At 58.5% G+C, this 18,560-nt stretch carries 15 protein-coding genes and 1 tRNA gene; 15 read left to right on the forward strand and 1 reads right to left on the reverse strand.

Annotation, left to right across the window (positions count from 1 at the left end):
• The 8 genes from LMG28727_RS33555 to rplL all read left to right on the forward strand — a co-directional run.
• On the forward strand, window positions 1–121 hold a 121-nt coding region (locus LMG28727_RS33555; protein WP_456238550.1), incomplete at its 5' end, for an EF-Tu C-terminal domain-related protein.
• A gap of 64 nt (window positions 122–185) precedes the next feature.
• Window positions 186–261, forward strand: a tRNA-Trp gene (locus LMG28727_RS33560).
• A gap of 36 nt (window positions 262–297) precedes the next feature.
• Window positions 298–678 (forward strand): preprotein translocase subunit SecE, encoded by a 381-nt coding sequence (gene secE / locus LMG28727_RS33565; protein ID WP_201646602.1) that lies wholly within the window; start codon window positions 298–300, stop codon window positions 676–678.
• Window position 679: 1 nt separating this feature from the next.
• Entirely contained in the window at window positions 680–1,237 is a 558-nt protein-coding gene (gene nusG / locus LMG28727_RS33570; RefSeq protein ID WP_201646603.1) for a transcription termination/antitermination protein NusG, read from the forward strand.
• A 162-nt stretch (window positions 1,238–1,399) separates the two neighbouring features.
• Window positions 1,400–1,831 (forward strand): 50S ribosomal protein L11, encoded by a 432-nt coding sequence (gene rplK / locus LMG28727_RS33575; RefSeq protein ID WP_201646604.1) that lies wholly within the window; start codon window positions 1,400–1,402, stop codon window positions 1,829–1,831.
• The gene (rplA, locus tag LMG28727_RS33580) at window positions 1,832–2,530 is read left to right on the forward strand and encodes a 50S ribosomal protein L1 (RefSeq protein WP_074762373.1); all 699 of its coding nucleotides are present in this window, start codon (window positions 1,832–1,834) and stop codon (window positions 2,528–2,530) included.
• A gap of 301 nt (window positions 2,531–2,831) precedes the next feature.
• A complete protein-coding gene (gene rplJ / locus LMG28727_RS33585; RefSeq protein ID WP_074762372.1) occupies window positions 2,832–3,335 on the forward strand; it encodes a 50S ribosomal protein L10 in 504 nt (167 codons plus the stop codon).
• 63 nt (window positions 3,336–3,398) lie between these two features.
• Window positions 3,399–3,770 (forward strand): 50S ribosomal protein L7/L12, encoded by a 372-nt coding sequence (gene rplL / locus LMG28727_RS33590; protein ID WP_201646605.1) that lies wholly within the window; start codon window positions 3,399–3,401, stop codon window positions 3,768–3,770.
• Window positions 3,771–3,803: 33 nt separating this feature from the next.
• On the opposite strand, the gene LMG28727_RS33595 is transcribed toward rplL, so the two are convergent.
• Window positions 3,804–4,016, reverse strand: coding sequence for a hypothetical protein (locus tag LMG28727_RS33595; RefSeq protein WP_201646606.1), 213 nt, complete (start codon window positions 4,014–4,016; stop codon window positions 3,804–3,806).
• A gap of 124 nt (window positions 4,017–4,140) precedes the next feature.
• On the opposite strand from LMG28727_RS33595, the gene rpoB reads away from it, so the two are divergent.
• The 7 genes from rpoB to LMG28727_RS33630 all read left to right on the forward strand — a co-directional run.
• Window positions 4,141–8,247 carry a DNA-directed RNA polymerase subunit beta gene (gene rpoB / locus LMG28727_RS33600; protein ID WP_201646607.1) on the forward strand — a complete coding sequence of 1,369 codons (4,107 nt, stop codon included), beginning with the start codon at window positions 4,141–4,143 and terminating at the stop codon, window positions 8,245–8,247.
• A gap of 21 nt (window positions 8,248–8,268) precedes the next feature.
• Window positions 8,269–12,507, forward strand: coding sequence for a DNA-directed RNA polymerase subunit beta' (gene rpoC / locus LMG28727_RS33605; RefSeq protein ID WP_201646608.1), 4,239 nt, complete (start codon window positions 8,269–8,271; stop codon window positions 12,505–12,507).
• 249 nt (window positions 12,508–12,756) lie between these two features.
• A complete protein-coding gene (recQ, locus tag LMG28727_RS33610) occupies window positions 12,757–14,604 on the forward strand; it encodes a DNA helicase RecQ (protein WP_201646609.1) in 1,848 nt (615 codons plus the stop codon).
• A 221-nt stretch (window positions 14,605–14,825) separates the two neighbouring features.
• Window positions 14,826–15,206: a 30S ribosomal protein S12 gene (gene rpsL, locus LMG28727_RS33615; protein WP_006998493.1), complete on the forward strand. Its 381-nt coding sequence runs from the start codon at window positions 14,826–14,828 to the stop codon at window positions 15,204–15,206.
• A 178-nt stretch (window positions 15,207–15,384) separates the two neighbouring features.
• Complete coding sequence (rpsG, locus tag LMG28727_RS33620; RefSeq protein WP_006053291.1) at window positions 15,385–15,855, forward strand: 30S ribosomal protein S7; 471 nt, start codon at window positions 15,385–15,387, stop codon at window positions 15,853–15,855.
• 134 nt (window positions 15,856–15,989) lie between these two features.
• The gene (gene fusA / locus LMG28727_RS33625; RefSeq protein ID WP_201646610.1) at window positions 15,990–18,092 is read left to right on the forward strand and encodes an elongation factor G; all 2,103 of its coding nucleotides are present in this window, start codon (window positions 15,990–15,992) and stop codon (window positions 18,090–18,092) included.
• Between the two features lie 48 nt (window positions 18,093–18,140).
• Window positions 18,141–18,560, forward strand: a 420-nt coding sequence (locus LMG28727_RS33630; RefSeq protein WP_201646611.1) for a GTP-binding protein, incomplete at its 3' end; no start/stop codon positions are given.

The raw sequence follows: 18,560 nt of genomic DNA on the forward strand, positions 1-18,560 counted from the left end.
CAATGTGTCGATCACGGTGAAGCTGATCAACCCGATCGCGATGGAAGAAGGTCTGCGCTTCGCTATCCGCGAAGGTGGCCGTACGGTCGGCGCTGGTGTGGTTGCCAAGATCCTCGAGTAACGCCAGTTAGTTCTCGTTGATCAGTAGTTTCGGGGTTGGCGGTGTCGTCAGCCCCAAATGGTTTAGGGGCATAGCTCAACTGGCAGAGCGTCGGTCTCCAAAACCGAAGGTTGGGGGTTCGATTCCCTCTGCCCCTGCCAACTCTCGCGTCGTATGTGGCGCTTCGTTAAGGTGTTATGGCGAATCCTTCCGTCGAAACTGTAAATACATCCGGCGACAAGCTGATGCTCGTCGCGGGCGTATTGTTGGTCTTGGCCGGGTTCGTGGGGTTCTTCTGGCTTAACGGTCAGGAATGGTACGTCCGCGGAGCTGCCTTGGCTGTTGGTGCGATCGCGGGTGTTGCAATCGGTCTTCTCTCCGCGCCTGGCAAGGGTTTCATCGCTTTCGCCAAAGACTCGTACAAAGAAGTTCGTAAGGTTGTTTGGCCGACTCGTAAAGAGGCCACGCAGACAACGCTAGTAGTTTTCGGCTTCGTGTTCGTCATGGCAATCTTTCTGTGGGTTAGTGATAAATCCATCGAATGGGCGATTTTCTCGGTGATTCTGGGTTGGAAATGATATGAGCGATACTCCGGCATCCCCGAGCGGCAAACGTTGGTATGTGGTGCACGCCTACTCCGGCATGGAGAAGAGCGTGCAACGTGCGCTTCAAGAGCGCATCGATCGTGCTGGCATGCAAGACCAGTTTGGTCAAATTCTCGTGCCGACTGAAGAAGTGGTCGAGGTGAAAGGCGGTCACAAATCAGTGACCGAACGTCGTTTCTTCCCCGGTTACGTGCTGGTGGAAATGGAAATGACAGACGAAACGTGGCACCTCGTGAAAAACACGGCAAAGGTAACCGGTTTCGTCGGCGGTGCGCGTAACCGTCCGAGCCCGATTTCCCCGCGGGAAGTCGAGAAAATCATGTCGCAAATGCAGGAAGGCGTGGAGAAGCCGCGTCCGAAGACTCTGTTCGAAGTTGGCGAGATGATCCGGGTGAAGGATGGTCCTTTTACGGATTTCAACGGCAGCGTTGAAGAAGTGAACTACGAAAAGTCGCGCGTCCGTGTTTCCGTTACAATCTTCGGCCGCGCAACGCCGGTCGAGCTGGAATTCGGCCAAGTCGAAAAGCTGTAATCCAGAATTTTACGGAACGCGCCTAAGGGTGCGTTTCGTATTTCGCGCTTACGGTCCGCGTAATGGCCGTTGAGGAGCGCCAGTAGTCGAAGTCGACGAAAGCGCGCTATCACTCACTGAACGTTCGCATGCTTCATCCGGCGTTCCAAAGAGGTTTTCAAAATGGCAAAGAAAATCATCGGCTTTATCAAGCTGCAGATTCCTGCAGGTAAAGCCAATCCGTCGCCGCCGGTCGGTCCGGCATTGGGCCAACGCGGCCTGAACATCATGGAGTTCTGCAAGGCGTTTAACGCGCAGACTCAAGCATTGGAACCGGGTCTGCCGATTCCGGTCGTGATCACGGCGTTCGCGGACAAGAGCTTCACGTTCGTTCTGAAGACGCCGCCGGCTACGGTTCTGATCAAGAAGGCAGCAAAGATCGACAAGGGTTCGAGCAAGCCGCATACCGACAAGGTTGGCACAATCACCCGCGCTCAAGCTGAAGACATCGCCAAGACCAAGATGCCCGATCTGACGGCAGCTGATCTGGACGCAGCGGTTCGTACGATCGCTGGTAGCGCCCGCTCGATGGGCATCACCGTGGAGGGCGTGTAAATGGCTAAGCTTTCAAAGCGTCTGCAAGCATTTGCAGCCAAGGTTGATCGTCAAAAGCTGTACGCGATCGACGAAGCTCTGTCGCTCGTGAAGGAGTGCGCAAGCGCGAAGTTCGATGAGTCGATCGACGTTGCTGTGCAACTCGGCATCGACGCAAAGAAGTCGGACCAAGTGGTTCGTGGCTCGGTCGTGCTGCCGGCTGGTACCGGTAAGTCGGTCCGCGTGGCCGTGTTCGCACAAGGCGAAAAGGCTGAGCAGGCTCGTGCTGCTGGTGCAGAAGTTGTCGGTATGGAAGACCTGGCTGAACAAGTCAAGGCTGGCAAGCTGGACTTCGACATCGTGATCGCTTCGCCGGACACGATGCGTGTTGTCGGTACGCTCGGTCAGATCCTCGGCCCGCGCGGCCTGATGCCGAACCCGAAGGTCGGCACGGTTACGCCGGACGTCGCGACTGCGGTCAAGAACGCCAAGGCTGGTCAGGTGCAATTCCGTGTCGACAAGGCCGGTATCATCCACGCGACCATCGGTCGTGCTTCGTTTGAGCCGACGGCTCTGCGTAGCAACCTGAATGCTCTCGTCGACGCACTGCAAAAGGCGAAGCCGGCAACGAGCAAGGGTGTCTACCTGCGCAAGGTTGCAGTGTCGAGCACGATGGGTGTTGGCGTTCGCGTCGACCAAGCATCGATCGCAGCACAGTAATGAATCTCATCGCCTCGGCGTGAGTCGGGGCGGTTTTATGGGCTTTGGGCGGTTGCAAGGTGGCAGTATGCATCGTGCAACCGGTTGTCAAAGACCGTTGGTGGGCAAGCAGCAGGTAGGCGGGCCCTTAATTCAAGCCAACGCAGATGGCGAACCCGAAAAGGTTTTGTAGTGATGAAGCCGGTTGATTTCCTCAGTGATGTGGACGTCAGGCGGTCGAAATACTCCTGACTGGTCGGACGCCGTTATTGAACGCGGTACGCATGGCGCACGCCGTGTGTATCGAATCTGGAGGTTAACCGTGCCACTCAACAAAGAAAGCAAGCAGGCCGTCGTCGCTGAGGTTGCCGCGCAAGTCGCGAAAGCCCAGACCGTGGTTCTGGCTGAGTATCGTGGAATCGCGGTTGGCGATCTGACCAAGCTACGCGCGAAAGCGCGTGAGCAACAGGTGTACCTTCGCGTGTTGAAGAACACGCTGGCGCGTCGCGCTGTCGAAGGTACCCCGTTTGCTCCGCTGGCAGAGCAGATGACTGGCCCCCTGATCTACGGCATCTCGGAAGATGCAATTGCTGCTGCTAAGGTCGTGAACGACTTTGGCAAAACCAATGACAAGTTGATCATCAAGGCTGGTTCCTACGAAGGCAAGGTGATGGACAAGGCTGGCGTGCAAGCGCTGGCAAGCATCCCGAGCCGCGAAGAACTGCTCTCCAAGCTGTTGTACGTTATGCAAGCACCTGTTTCTGGCTTCGCGCGCGCTCTGGCCGCGCTGGCTGAAAAGAAACAAGGCGAAGAAACCGCTGCGTAACGCACTTCAGTCGAGCGTGATTGATCGCTGGCTGTATCCGAATTCAATTTAGGAGTATTTCAAATGGCAATCGCAAAAGAAGACATCCTCGAAGCAGTAAGCTCGATGTCGGTTCTGGAACTGAACGAACTGGTCAAGGCGTTCGAAGAAAAGTTTGGCGTGTCGGCAGCTGCTGTTGCAGTGGCAGGCCCGGCAGGCGGCGCTGCTGCTGCTGCTGAAGAGCAAACCGAATTCACGGTCAACCTGACGGAAGTCGGCGCGAACAAGGTTTCGGTCATTAAGGCTGTTCGTGAACTGACGGGTCTCGGCCTGAAGGAAGCGAAGGACCTGGTCGACGGTGCACCGAAGCCTGTTAAGGAAGCGGTACCGAAGGCTGCTGCTGAAGAAGCGAAGAAGAAGTTGGAAGAAGCCGGCGCGAAGGCTGAAATCAAGTAAGTTTCAGCGGGCTGTGCGAAGGCTGGCGGTTTTTCACCGCCGGCCTTTTTGTGCTTTGTGGGAGCTGCGTTTTTGCAAGGCAATTTTGGCAAGAACGTGACTCCCAGAAGCCAAAGAAAATCGCCATTCGGCAATATTGACCGGCGTTTTTCTTTGTCTTCTGAAGCGACTGCAGAAGGCAAGTTTGGTCGGGTAGCGGGCAACATAGGCATCCGCTGCCGTCAGCCAGCGGTTGGTAGCGGCCAACCACCAAGCTTCTAGGCTCGTTCAAGCCATCGGACGGCCATCGGGTCTCAGTCGGTGAACACTCGGGTTGTCTCATCAAGGTATCCTGCCTCGACAACAATGCCCGCCGTGATTCGGAGATCGTATGCAATATTCCTTCACCGAGAAGAAGCGTATTCGTAAGAGTTTTGCGAAACGCCCCATCGTTCACCAAGTACCTTTCCTGCTGGCTACCCAGCTTGAATCATTCAGCACGTTTCTGCAAGCAGACACGTCGTCTACGCAACGCAAGCCGGAAGGCCTGCAAGCGGCGTTTACTTCCGTTTTCCCGATCGTTTCGCACAACGGTTTCGCTCGTCTCGAGTTCGTCAGCTACATGCTGTCGCCGCCGGCATTCAACATCAAGGAATGTCAGCAGCGCGGTTTGACGTACTGTTCGGCCCTGCGCGCGAAAGTGCGTCTGGTGCTGCTCGACAAGGAATCGCCGAGCAAGCCGGTCGTTAAGGAAGTGAAGGAACAGGAAGTCTACATGGGCGAAATTCCGCTCATGACGCCGACCGGTTCGTTCGTCATCAACGGTACGGAACGTGTGATCGTTTCGCAGTTGCACCGTTCGCCTGGCGTGTTCTTCGAACACGACAAGGGCAAGACGCACAGCTCGGGCAAGCTCCTGTTTTCGGCACGTATCATTCCTTATCGCGGTTCGTGGCTCGATTTCGAGTTCGACCCGAAAGACGTGCTGTACTTCCGCGTCGACCGTCGCCGCAAGATGCCGGTCACGATCCTGCTGAAGGCAATCGGCCTGACGCCGGAACAGATCCTCGCAAACTTCTTCGTGTTCGACAATTTCACGCTGATGCCGGAAGGCGCGCAGATGGAATTCGTGCCGGAGCGTCTGCGTGGTGAAGTCGCGCGCTTTGACATCACCGACCGTGATGGCAACGTGATCGTCCAGAAGGACAAGCGGATCAACGCGAAGCACATTCGCGATCTCGACAACGCAAAGACCAAGTTCATCTCGGTTCCGGAAGACTATCTGCTCGGCCGCGTGCTCGCGAAGAACGTCGTCGACGGCGACACCGGTGAAGTCATCGCTAACGCGAACGACGAAATCACTGAGTCCGTCCTCGACAAGCTGCGCGAATCGAAGATCAAAGACATCCAGACGCTCTACACGAACGATCTGGATCAAGGTCCGTATATCTCGTCGACGCTGCGTATCGACGAAACCGCGGACAAGATGGCCGCTCGCATCGCGATCTACCGCATGATGCGTCCGGGCGAACCGCCGACCGAAGAAGCGGTCGAGGCGTTGTTCAACCGTCTGTTCTATAGCGAAGACGCATACGACCTGTCCAAGGTGGGTCGTATGAAGTTCAATCGCCGCGTCGGTCGCGACGAGATCGTCGGCCCGATGACGCTGCAAGACGACGACATCCTCGCAACGATCAAGATTCTGGTCGAACTGCGTAACGGCAAGGGCGAAGTGGACGACATCGACCACTTGGGCAATCGTCGTGTGCGTTGCGTCGGCGAACTGGCAGAAAACCAGTTCCGCGCAGGTCTCGTGCGTGTCGAACGTGCTGTGAAGGAACGCCTCGGCCAGGCCGAAAGCGAAAACCTGATGCCGCATGACCTGATCAACTCGAAGCCGATTTCGTCGGCGATTCGCGAGTTCTTCGGTTCGTCGCAGCTGTCGCAGTTCATGGACCAAACGAACCCGCTGTCGGAAATCACCCACAAGCGCCGTGTTTCGGCACTTGGCCCGGGCGGTTTGACGCGTGAGCGCGCTGGCTTTGAAGTCCGCGACGTGCATCCGACTCACTATGGTCGCGTGTGCCCGATTGAAACGCCTGAAGGTCCGAACATCGGCCTGATCAACTCGCTAGCTCTGTACGCGCACCTGAACGAATACGGCTTCCTCGAAACGCCGTATCGCAAGGTGGTGGACAGCAAGGTGACGGATCAGATCGACTACCTGTCGGCGATCGAAGAAGGCCGTTACGTGATCGCTCAGGCGAACGCGGCAGTTGCTGCCGACGGCTCGCTGACCGACGAACTGGTGTCGTCGCGTGAAGCTGGCGAAACGCTGATGGTCACGCCGGACCGCATCCAGTACATGGACGTGGCGCCGTCGCAGATCGTGTCGGTGGCAGCATCGCTGATTCCGTTCCTCGAACACGATGACGCGAACCGCGCATTGATGGGTTCGAACATGCAGCGTCAGGCTGTACCGTGTCTGCGTCCTGAAAAGGCCGTGGTCGGTACGGGTATCGAGCGCACGGTGGCAGTCGACTCGGGTACGACGGTTCAGGCATTCCGCGGCGGTGTGGTCGATTACGTCGACGCAGGCCGTATCGTGATTCGCGTGAACGACGACGAAGCGGTTGCTGGCGAAGTCGGTGTCGACATCTACAACCTGATCAAGTACACGCGTTCGAACCAGAACACGAACATCAACCAGCGTCCGATCGTGAAGATGGGCGACAAGGTTGCGCGTGGCGACGTGCTGGCTGACGGCGCATCGACCGATCTGGGCGAGCTCGCGCTCGGCCAGAACATGCTGATCGCGTTCATGCCGTGGAACGGCTACAACTTCGAAGATTCGATCTTGATCTCGGAGAAGGTGGTTGCTGACGACCGTTACACGTCGATCCACATCGAAGAACTGAATGTCGTGGCTCGCGACACGAAGCTCGGACCGGAAGAAATCACGCGCGACATCTCGAACCTGGCTGAAGTGCAACTTGGCCGTCTCGACGAGTCGGGCATCGTGTACATCGGCGCGGAAGTCGAAGCAGGCGACGTGCTGGTCGGTAAGGTGACGCCGAAGGGCGAAACCCAGCTGACGCCGGAAGAAAAGCTGCTGCGCGCGATCTTCGGTGAAAAGGCTTCGGACGTGAAGGACACGTCGCTGCGCGTGCCGTCGGGCATGAGCGGCACCGTGATCGACGTCCAGGTGTTCACGCGTGAAGGCATTCAGCGCGACAAGCGTGCGCAACAGATCATCGACGATGAACTGAAGCGCTATCGCCTCGACCTGAACGACCAGCTGCGTATCGTGGAAGGCGACGCGTTCCAGCGTCTGGCACGTATGCTCGACGGCAAGGTCGCGAACGGCGGTCCGAAGAAGCTGGCGAAGGGTACGAAGATCGAACAGGCTTACCTGGAAGATCTGGACCACTACCACTGGTTCGACATCCGCCTCGCGGACGAAGAAGCAGCGGCACAGCTCGAAGCGATCAAGAACTCGATCGAAGAAAAGCGCCACCAGTTCGACCTGGCGTTCGAAGAAAAGCGCAAGAAGCTCACGCAAGGCGACGAACTGCCGCCGGGCGTGCTGAAGATGGTCAAGGTGTATCTGGCAGTCAAGCGTCGTCTGCAGCCTGGCGACAAGATGGCCGGCCGTCACGGTAACAAGGGTGTCGTATCGAAGATCGTTCCGATCGAAGACATGCCGTACATGGCCGATGGCCGTCCGGCTGACGTCGTTCTGAACCCGCTCGGCGTGCCGTCGCGGATGAACGTGGGTCAGGTTCTCGAAGTGCATCTGGGTTGGGCCGCGAAGGGTCTGGGCTGGCGTATCGGCGAAATGCTGCAACGTCAGGCGAAGATCGCTGAACTGCGCGAATTCCTGACCAAGATCTACAACGAGTCGGGCCGTGCCGAAGAGCTGGACAGCTTCACCGACGAGGAAATCGTCGAACTGGCGAAGAACCTGCGCGAAGGCGTGCCGTTCGCAACGCCGGTGTTCGACGGTGCGACGGAAGAAGAAATGTCGCGCGCGCTGGATCTGGCATTCCCGGACGACATCGCGAAGAACCTCGGCATGACGCCGTCGAAGAATCAGGTTCGTCTGTACGACGGCCGCACGGGCGAGATGTTCGAACGTACGGTGACGGTGGGCTACATGCACTACCTGAAACTGCACCACTTGGTCGACGACAAGATGCACGCGCGTTCCACGGGCCCGTACTCGCTCGTGACGCAGCAGCCGTTGGGCGGTAAGGCTCAATTCGGTGGCCAGCGTTTCGGTGAGATGGAAGTGTGGGCGCTCGAAGCGTACGGCGCATCGTACGTGCTGCAAGAAATGCTGACGGTGAAGTCGGATGACGTGACAGGCCGGACCAAGGTGTATGAGAACCTGGTCAAGGGCGATCACGTGATCGATGCAGGCATGCCGGAATCCTTCAATGTGTTGGTGAAGGAAATCCGCTCGCTGGGTATCGACATCGACCTCGACCGCAACTAATCGGACTACGGAGAGAAGGCAATGAAAGCTCTGCTCGATCTATTCAAGCAAGTCCAACAACCCGAAGTTTTTGACGCGATCAAGATCGGTCTGGCTTCGCCAGACAAGATCCGTTCGTGGTCGTTCGGCGAAGTGAAGAAGCCGGAAACCATCAACTACCGGACGTTCAAGCCGGAACGCGATGGTCTGTTCTGCGCGAAGATCTTCGGGCCGATCAAAGACTACGAATGCCTTTGCGGCAAGTACAAGCGCCTGAAGCACCGTGGCGTGATCTGCGAGAAGTGCGGCGTCGAAGTGACGCTGGCGAAGGTGCGTCGTGAACGGATGGGCCACATTGAGCTGGCCTCGCCGGTCGCGCACATCTGGTTCCTGAAGTCGCTGCCGTCGCGTCTGGGCATGGTGCTCGACATGACGCTGCGCGACATCGAACGCGTGCTGTACTTCGAAGCTTATGTGGTGATCGATCCGGGCATGACGCCGCTGAAAGCGCGGCAGATCATGACCGAAGAGGATTACTACAACAAGGTCGAAGAATACGGTGACGAATTCCGTGCCGAGATGGGCGCGGAAGGCGTTCGCGAGCTGCTGCGCGCGATCAACATCGACGAACAGGTCGAGATGCTCCGTACCGAACTCAAGAACACGGGTTCGGAAGCGAAGATCAAGAAGTACGCGAAGCGCCTGAAGGTGCTCGAGGCTTTCCAGCGTTCGGGCATCAAGCCTGACTGGATGGTGCTCGAAGTGCTGCCGGTGCTGCCGCCGGAACTGCGTCCGCTGGTGCCGCTGGACGGCGGCCGTTTCGCGACGTCGGACCTGAACGACCTGTATCGCCGCGTGATCAACCGTAATAACCGGTTGAAGCGTCTGCTCGAGCTGAAGGCGCCTGAAATCATCGTCCGCAACGAAAAGCGGATGCTGCAGGAAGCCGTCGACTCGCTGCTCGACAACGGTCGTCGCGGTAAGGCAATGACCGGCGCGAACAAGCGTCCGCTGAAGTCGCTCGCTGACATGATCAAGGGTAAGGGCGGTCGTTTCCGTCAGAACTTGCTCGGTAAGCGCGTTGACTATTCGGGCCGTTCGGTGATCGTGGTCGGCCCGACGCTCAAGCTGCATCAGTGCGGTCTGCCGAAGCTGATGGCGCTCGAACTGTTCAAGCCGTTCATCTTCAACAAGCTCGAAGTGATGGGTGTTGCTACCACCATCAAGGCTGCGAAGAAGGAAGTCGAGAATCAGACGCCGGTGGTGTGGGACATCCTGGAAGAGGTGATCCGCGAGCATCCGGTCATGCTGAACCGTGCGCCGACGCTGCACCGTCTTGGCATTCAGGCTTTCGAGCCGGTGCTGATCGAAGGTAAGGCTATCCAGCTGCATCCGCTCGTTTGCGCGGCGTTCAACGCCGACTTCGACGGTGACCAGATGGCTGTTCACGTGCCGCTGTCGCTGGAAGCGCAGATGGAAGCGCGCACGCTGATGCTGGCGTCGAACAACGTCCTGTTCCCGGCCAACGGCGATCCGTCGATCGTGCCGTCGCAGGATATCGTGCTCGGCCTGTACTACGCGACCCGCGAAGCTGTGAACGCCAAGGGCGAAGGCCTGACGTTCACGGGCGTCTCGGAAGCGCTGCGTGCATACGAGAACAAGGAAGTCGAGCTGGCCTCGCGCGTCAACGTGCGGATCACTGAAATGGTCCACAACGAAGACAAGTCGGAAGGCGCTCCGGCATTCGTGCCGAAGATCACGCTGTACGCAACGACGGTTGGCCGTTCGATCCTGTCGGAAATTCTGCCGCCGGGTCTGCCGTTCTCGGTGCTGAACAAGCCGCTGAAGAAGAAGGAAATTTCGCGCCTTATCAACACCGCATTCCGCAAGTGCGGTCTGCGTGAAACGGTGATTTTCGCCGATCAGTTGATGCAGTCGGGTTTCCGTCTGGCAACGCGCGCTGGTATCTCGATCTGCGTCGACGACATGCTCGTGCCGCCGCAGAAGGAAACCATCGTTGGCGACGCTGCGAAGAAGGTGAAGGAATACGACCGTCAGTACATGTCCGGTCTCGTCACGTCGCAAGAACGCTACAACAACGTGGTCGACATCTGGTCGGCAACGTCGGAAGCGGTCGGCAAGGCGATGATGGAGCAGTTGTCGACGGAACCGGTAACGGACCGTGACGGCAACGAAACGCGTCAGGAATCGTTCAACTCGATTTACATGATGGCGGACTCGGGTGCTCGTGGTTCCGCAGTTCAGATTCGTCAGCTGGCCGGTATGCGTGGCCTGATGGCGAAGCCGGACGGCTCGATCATCGAGACGCCGATTACGGCGAACTTCCGTGAAGGCCTGAACGTGTTGCAGTACTTCATCTCGACCCACGGTGCACGTAAGGGTCTGGCTGATACGGCACTGAAGACGGCAAACTCGGGTTACCTGACGCGTCGTCTGGTCGACGTGACGCAGGATCTCGTGGTGGTCGAAGACGATTGCGGTACGTCCAACGGCGTCGCGATGAAGGCGTTGGTCGAAGGCGGTGAAGTCGTCGAAGCACTGCGTGACCGTATCCTTGGTCGCGTGGCGGTGGCTGACGTCGTCAATCCGGAATCGCAGGAAACGCTGTACGAAACGGGCACGTTGCTCGACGAAGATGCGGTCGAAGAAATCGAACGCCTCGGCATCGACGAAGTGCGCGTGCGTACCCCGCTGACTTGCGAAACGCGTTACGGTCTGTGCGCAGCCTGCTACGGCCGCGACCTGGGCCGCGGCTCGTCGGTCAACGTCGGTGAAGCAGTCGGTGTTATCGCTGCTCAGTCGATCGGTGAACCAGGCACGCAGCTCACGATGCGTACGTTCCACATCGGTGGCGCGGCATCGCGTGCGGCAGTGGCTTCGTCGGTTGAAGCGAAGTCGAACGGCACGGTGCGTTTCACGGCAACGATGCGTTACGTCACCAACGCGAAGGGCGAGCAGATCGTCATCTCGCGTTCGGGCGAAGCGATGATCACCGACGACCACGGTCGCGAGCGCGAACGTCATAAGGTGCCGTACGGCGCGACGCTGTTGCAACTGGACGGCGCGCAGATCAAGGCGGGCACGCAACTGGCGACGTGGGACCCGATGACGCGTCCGATCATCACCGAGTGGGGCGGTACGGTGAAGTTCGAGAACGTCGAAGAAGGCGTGACCGTTGCGAAGCAGATCGACGATGTGACGGGTCTGTCCACGCTGGTCGTGATCGACGTGAAGCGTCGTGGTTCGCAAGCTGCGAAGACGGTGCGTCCGCAGGTCAAACTGCTCGACGCGAACGGCGAAGAAGTCAAGATCCCGAACACCGAGCACTCGGTGCAGATCGGCTTCCAGGTCGGCGCTCTGATCACCGTGAAGGACGGTCAGCAAGTGCAGGTCGGTGAAGTGCTGGCACGTATTCCGGTTGAATCGCAGAAAACGCGTGACATTACCGGTGGTCTGCCGCGTGTGGCGGAACTGTTCGAAGCACGTTCGCCGAAGGACGCAGGTATCCTGGCGGAAGTCACGGGTACGACGTCGTTCGGTAAGGACACGAAGGGCAAGCAGCGTCTCGTTATCACGGACCTCGAAGGCAATCAGCACGAGTTCCTGATCGCGAAGGAAAAGCAGGTTCTGGTGCACGATGGTCAGGTCGTCAACAAGGGCGAAATGATTGTCGACGGTCCGGCCGATCCGCACGACATCTTGCGTCTGCAAGGTATCGAAGCGCTGTCGCGTTACATCGTGGACGAAGTGCAGGACGTGTACCGTCTGCAAGGCGTGAAGATCAACGACAAGCACATCGAAGTGATTGTTCGTCAGATGCTGCGCCGCGTGCAGATTACGGACAACGGCGATACGCGTTTCATCCCGGGCGAACAGGTCGAGCGGTCGGATATGCTCGACGAAAACGACCGTATGATCGCGGAAGACAAGCGTCCGGCAACGTACGAAAACGTGTTGCTCGGTATCACGAAGGCGTCGCTGTCGACCGATTCGTTCATCTCCGCAGCGTCGTTCCAGGAAACGACCCGCGTGTTGACCGAAGCGGCGATTATGGGCAAGCGCGACGACCTGCGTGGTCTGAAGGAAAACGTGATCGTTGGTCGTCTGATTCCGGCGGGTACGGGTCTCGCGTTCCACAAGGCACGCAAGACCAAGGAACTGTCCGACCGCGAGCGTTTCGATCAGATCGCAGCGGAAGAGTCGTTCGAATTCGGTACTCCGGAAACTCCGGCCGCCGAACAGCAGCACTCAGGCGAGTAAGTCACGGCGGCGCAAGCCGCTTGGGCTCACCAGCCAGCGAAGCCGCTCAGTTTCGACTGAGCGGCTTTTTTTTCGGCAGGAGTTAATGCTTTGGCACTTACTCCTGTCCCACGCACCGCGGGCGCCTCTTATCTGTGCGTTTTTGTGGATTCGTAGGCCGGATGGCTAACGTTGTCGCAAAGCGCGGGCGCAGCACGAATGCGTTGGTAAAATTCGTGTCACCGGCTTTAAGCTGCTTCCTCCAAATTCATGTCCCGTCCGCTCGAAATCCTCAACGAAGTATTCGGTTACCCCGCGTTTAGAGGGCAGCAGGGCGAAATTGTCGAGCACGTCGCCGGCGGCGGCGACTGTCTCGTGCTGATGCCGACGGGTGGCGGCAAGTCGCTGTGTTATCAGATTCCATCGCTGGTGCGGCGCGAAGGGGGGTTCGGCACCGGCATCGTGGTGTCTCCGTTAATCGCATTGATGCAGGATCAGGTGGCTGCGCTCACCGAAGTCGGCGTGCGCGCGGCGTATCTGAACTCGACGTTGTCGAGCGCAGAGGCAATGGCTACTGAGCGTGCATTGCGCGACGGCGAGATTGATCTGCTGTACGTCGCGCCAGAGCGCTTGATGACGCCCCGTTTCCAGGAGCTGCTGGAACGTTCGCGGATCGGCTTGTTCGCAATCGACGAAGCGCACTGCGTGTCCCAATGGGGACACGACTTCCGGCCGGAATACATTCAACTGTCTGTGCTGCACGAGCGCTTTCCGAGCGTGCCGCGCATCGCGCTCACCGCCACCGCGGATGCAATCACGCGCGATGAGATCATTCACCGTCTGGCACTCGACGACGCGCGGGTTTTCGTGTCGAGCTTCGATCGGCCGAACATCCGCTATCGGATCGTCGAAAAGGACAATGCGCGCACGCAGTTGCTGGATTTCATTCGCGCCGAACACTCGAAACCTGATGGCACGACGGACGCCGGCGTGGTCTATTGCCTGTCGCGCCGCAAGGTCGAAGAAACAGCGGAGTGGCTGAAGGAAAAGGGCATGCGCGCGTTGCCTTATCACGCCGGCATGGATTTCGAGATTCGCCAGAAGCATCAGGAGATGTTTCAGCGTGAAGAAGGCATCGTGATGTGCGCAACGATCGCGTTCGGCATGGGAATCGACAAGCCGGATGTGCGATTCGTAGCGCACCTTGATTTGCCGAAGAGCGTCGAAGGGTATTACCAGGAAACGGGCCGCGCGGGCCGTGATGGCATGCCGGCGAATGCCTGGATGGCCTACGGTCTCGGCGACGTCGTGCAGCAGCGCAAGATGATCGACGAGTCGGACGCTGACGACGCGCATAAGCGCGTACAAACGGGCAAGCTCGACGCCCTGTTAGGCCTGTGCGAAGCGGCGACCTGCCGGCGAGTGCGATTGCTCGCGTATTTTGGCGAGTCGAGCAAACCATGTGGCAATTGCGACAATTGCCTCGAGCCGCCTGCTACATGGGACGCAACGCGTGAGGCACAGATGGCGCTCTCCTGCGTGTTTCGCGCACAGCGAGCAAGCGGATTTCATTTCGGCGCGGGCCATCTGATTGACATCCTGCGCGGCAATCGCAGCGAAAAAATTCTGCAGCGTGGCCACGAAAAGCTCACCACCTTCGGCATCGGTGCGGCGCTCGGCGAACCGGAGTGGCGCGCCGTGTTTCGTCAACTCGTGGCATTCGGCTTTCTGACGGTCGACCATGAAGGGTTCGGTTCTCTTGTTTTGACCGAGGCGAGCAAGCCTGTGCTCAAGAGCGAGCAGAACGTCACGATGCGTCGCTACGTCAAGCCGACCCGGACCCGTCACTCCTCGGGGCGCACCAGCGAGCGAGCCGACCCGACAATTGGCATGGGTCCGCGCGAACGTGCCCGCTGGGAGCGCCTGCGCGCGTGGCGGACAGAAACGGCGAAGAGCGATGGTGTGCCCGCTTACGTCATTTTCCACGACGCGACGCTAGCGGAAATCGCCCGTAACGGCCCCGATTCAATCGAGGATTTGCGAGGTATTCCGGGCATGGGCGCCCGTAAACTCGATCGTTTCGGCGACGAATTACTGGAAGTCGTGTCCGCCGACTAGGCACCTCACGACGCATCAAAGCGATCTACAGGGATGCGAAACATTGCAACCTGTTGACTCCCTTAGTATTTTCGGAATATTATGCTAGGTTCCGGTTCTTGGAATGCTTGCGCGCGGAGTTAACTCGCACGGAAACAGGCCAGCCGGAAGTTCGATGCGCAAGCGTTTCCGCTTTGCCCGGGAACATATGCGTCGATTTTGTTCAATTTCAGGAATAAACAATGCCAACCATCAATCAACTGGTTCGCAAAGGCCGCGCGTCGGAAACGACGAAGAGCAAGAGCCCGGCTTTGCAGGACTGCCCCCAGCGTCGCGGCGTGTGCACACGTGTGTACACCACGACGCCTAAGAAGCCTAACTCGGCACTCCGTAAGGTTGCCAAGGTTCGTCTGACGAACGGCTTCGAAGTTATTTCGTACATCGGTGGTGAAGGCCACAACCTGCAGGAACACTCGGTCGTGCTGATTCGCGGCGGTCGTGTTAAGGACTTGCCGGGTGTGCGTTACCACATGGTTCGCGGCTCGCTGGATACCCAGGGCGTCAAGGATCGTAAGCAGGCTCGCTCGAAGTACGGTGCGAAGCGTGCCAAGGCTGGCAAGTAATTAGCCGGTCAAAGTAGTTTCAGGTCGCCTGCAAAGGCGGTAATAGCGGTGGTGCCGGAGTCGCCGGTGCTGTCGAGTAAGTGGTCACCCGACCGGGCTGGTAAGTCTTGAAGATGAATCGGGTTAGTTGGTGGCCGCGGGGCTGAGTAGCCCCAACTGAAAAGTTAAAGGAAGAAACATGCCGCGTCGTCGCGAAGTCCCCAAGCGGGAAGTGTTGCCGGATCCGAAGTTCGGTAACGTTGATGTAGCTAAGTTCATGAACGTGCTGATGTTGTCCGGCAAGAAGTCGGTTGCTGAACGCATCGTGTACGGCGCTTTCGAACAGATCCAGACCAAGGGTGGCAAGGACCCGCTGGAAGTGTTCACGGTAGCGCTCAACAACGTCAAGCCGGTGGTCGAAGTCAAGAGCCGCCGCGTTGGTGGTGCGAACTATCAGGTTCCGGTCGAAGTGCGCCCGTCGCGTCGTATGGCATTGGCGATGCGTTGGCTGCGTGAAGCCGCGAAGAAGCGCAGCGAGAAGTCGATGGCCCTGCGTCTGGCAGGTGAACTCTCCGAAGCGGCCGAAGGCCGTGGCGGCGCGATGAAGAAGCGCGACGAAGTTCACCGGATGGCAGAAGCCAACAAGGCGTTCTCGCACTTCCGTTTCTAAGCTCCCCGAACCCGGGTTTAGCTGAAAAAGCGGAAAGAAATTCCGGGCGGGTGCGCTTACAAAGCGCCTCGCCCGTTTGTGTTACAGCGCGATGGGTATTTTCTCGCATCGCGTCATCCCAATAGAGGATCAAAGTGGCTCGCAAGACACCTATCGAGCGCTACCGTAACATCGGTATTAGCGCTCACATCGACGCCGGCAAAACGACGACGACCGAGCGCATCCTGTTCTACACCGGCGTGAACCACAAGATTGGTGAAGTTCACGACGGCGCTGCAACCATGGACTGGATGGAGCAGGAGCAGGAACGCGGTATCACGATCACGTCCGCTGCTACCACGGCTTTCTGGAAAGGCATGGCCGGCGACCGCGCTGAGCACCGCATCAACATCATCGACACCCCGGGCCACGTCGACTTCACGATTGAAGTCGAGCGCTCGATGCGCGTGCTCGACGGCGCGTGCATGGTCTACTGCGCTGTGGGCGGCGTTCAGCCCCAGTCGGAAACCGTGTGGCGTCAGGCTAACAAGTACAAGGTTCCCCGTCTCGCGTTCATCAACAAGATGGACCGTACCGGCGCGAACTTCTTCAAGGTCTACGACCAGCTCAAGCTGCGTTTGAAGGCGAACCCGGTCCCGGTCGTGGTGCCTATCGGCGCGGAAGAAAACTTCACGGGCGTCGTCGATCTGCTGAAGATGAAGGCGATCATTTGGGACGAAGCGTCCCAAGGCACGAAGTTCTCGTACGAAGACATCCCGGCAGAACTCGTCGACACGTGCAACGAATGGCGCGAAAAGATGGTCGAGGCGGCTGCTGAGTCGAGCGAAGACCTGATGAACAAGTACTTGGAAGAGGGCGAGCTCTCCGAAGCGGAAATCGTCAAGGGTCTGCGCGACCGTACGATCGCTTGCGAAATCCAGCCTATGCTGTGCGGTACCGCGTTCAAGAACAAGGGCGTGCAACGCATGCTGGACGCCGTGCTCGACTTCCTGCCGTCGCCGATCGATATTCCGCCGGTTACGGGCGAACTCGAAAACGGTGAAAAGGCTGAGCGTCGCGCAGCTGACGACGAGAAGTTCTCGTCGCTCGCATTCAAGATCATGACGGACCCGTTTGTCGGTCAGTTGATCTTCTTCCGCGTGTACTCCGGTACGACGAAGTCGGGCGACACGTTGCTGAACGCGACCAAGGACAAGAAGGAACGTCTCGGTCGTATTCTGCTGATGCACGCAAACCAGCGTGAAGAAATCAAGGAAGTGCACGCTGGCGACATCGCTGCTGCAGTCGGCCTGAAAGACGCGACCACGGGCGACACGCTGTGCGATCCGCTGCACCCGATCGTGCTCGAACGCATGATTTTCCCGGAGCCGGTGATTTCGCAGGCTGTTGAGCCGAAGACGAAGCCCGACCAGGAAAAAATGGGTCTGGCACTGAACCGTCTGGCTCAGGAAGATCCGTCGTTCCGCGTTCAAACGGATGAGGAATCGGGCCAAACCATTATTTCGGGTATGGGCGAGCTCCACCTGGAAATTCTGGTTGACCGTATGAAGCGCGAATTCGGCGTGGAAGCAACGGTTGGCAAGCCGCAAGTTGCTTACCGCGAAACGATCCGCGGCAAGGCGGAAGACGTTGACGGCAAGTTCGTCAAGCAGTCGGGTGGTCGCGGCCAGTACGGTCACGCGGTCATCACGCTCGAGCCGAACGAGCAAGGCAAGGGCTACGAGTTCCTGGACGAGATCAAGGGTGGTGTGATTCCGCGTGAATACATCCCGGCGGTCGACAAGGGTATTCAAGAAACGCTGAAGGCAGGCGTGCTGGCAGGCTTCCCGGTCGTCGACGTCAAGGTTCACCTGACGTTCGGTTCGTACCACGACGTTGACTCGAACGAAAATGCGTTCCGCATGGCCGGTTCGATGGCGTTCAAGGAAGCAATGCGCAAGGCTCAGCCGGTCATCCTCGAACCGATGATGGCTGTCGAAGTCGAAACGCCGGAAGACTACATGGGCAACGTCATGGGTGACCTGTCGGGTCGTCGCGGCATTGTTCAGGGCATGGACGACATGGTGGGCGGCGGTAAGATCGTCCGCGCAGAAGTGCCGCTGTCGGAAATGTTCGGCTACTCGACGTCGCTGCGTTCGCTGACCCAAGGTCGTGCAACGTACACGATGGAGTTCAAGCACTACTCCGAAGCACCGCGTAACGTGTCGGAAGCGATCATCAACGCCAAGTCGAAGTAATCGCGCGGCAAAGTCATTCAACGATTAACTTTTTGAAAGAAGAGAAACATGGCTAAAGGTAAATTCGAACGGACCAAGCCGCACGTGAACGTGGGCACGATCGGTCACGTCGACCACGGCAAGACCACGCTGACGGCGGCGATCACGACGGTTCTGACCAAGAAGTTTGGTGGCGAAGCAAAGGCATACGACCAGATCGACGCGGCGCCGGAAGAAAAGGCACGTGGTATCACGATCAACACGGCACACGTCGAGTACGAAACGGCTAACCGCCACTACGCACACGTCGACTGCCCGGGCCACGCTGACTATGTGAAGAACATGATCACGGGCGCAGCGCAGATGGACGGCGCGATCCTGGTGTGTTCGGCTGCAGACGGCCCGATGCCGCAAACGCGCGAGCACATCCTGCTGGCGCGTCAGGTTGGCGTTCCGTACATCATCGTGTTCCTGAACAAGTGCGACATG

It is taken from the genome of Paraburkholderia metrosideri (assembly GCF_904848625.1).
GTDB classification, from domain to species: domain Bacteria; phylum Pseudomonadota; class Gammaproteobacteria; order Burkholderiales; family Burkholderiaceae; genus Paraburkholderia; species Paraburkholderia metrosideri.

Bases quoted from the DNA above. Each gene is read 5' to 3' on its own strand.
- rpoB (WP_201646607.1), top strand. From the start codon at position 4,141: ATGCAATATTCCTTCACCGAGAAGAAGCGTATTCGTAAGAGTTTTGCG.
- rplA (WP_074762373.1), top strand. From the start codon at position 1,832: ATGGCTAAGCTTTCAAAGCGTCTGCAAGCATTTGCAGCCAAGGTTGAT.
- secE (WP_201646602.1), top strand. From the start codon at position 298: ATGGCGAATCCTTCCGTCGAAACTGTAAATACATCCGGCGACAAGCTG.
- rpoC (WP_201646608.1), top strand. From the start codon at position 8,269: ATGAAAGCTCTGCTCGATCTATTCAAGCAAGTCCAACAACCCGAAGTT.
- rplL (WP_201646605.1), top strand. From the start codon at position 3,399: ATGGCAATCGCAAAAGAAGACATCCTCGAAGCAGTAAGCTCGATGTCG.
- recQ (WP_201646609.1), top strand. From the start codon at position 12,757: ATGTCCCGTCCGCTCGAAATCCTCAACGAAGTATTCGGTTACCCCGCG.
- rpsG (WP_006053291.1), top strand. From the start codon at position 15,385: ATGCCGCGTCGTCGCGAAGTCCCCAAGCGGGAAGTGTTGCCGGATCCG.
- rplK (WP_201646604.1), top strand. From the start codon at position 1,400: ATGGCAAAGAAAATCATCGGCTTTATCAAGCTGCAGATTCCTGCAGGT.
- rpsL (WP_006998493.1), top strand. From the start codon at position 14,826: ATGCCAACCATCAATCAACTGGTTCGCAAAGGCCGCGCGTCGGAAACG.
- nusG (WP_201646603.1), top strand. From the start codon at position 680: ATGAGCGATACTCCGGCATCCCCGAGCGGCAAACGTTGGTATGTGGTG.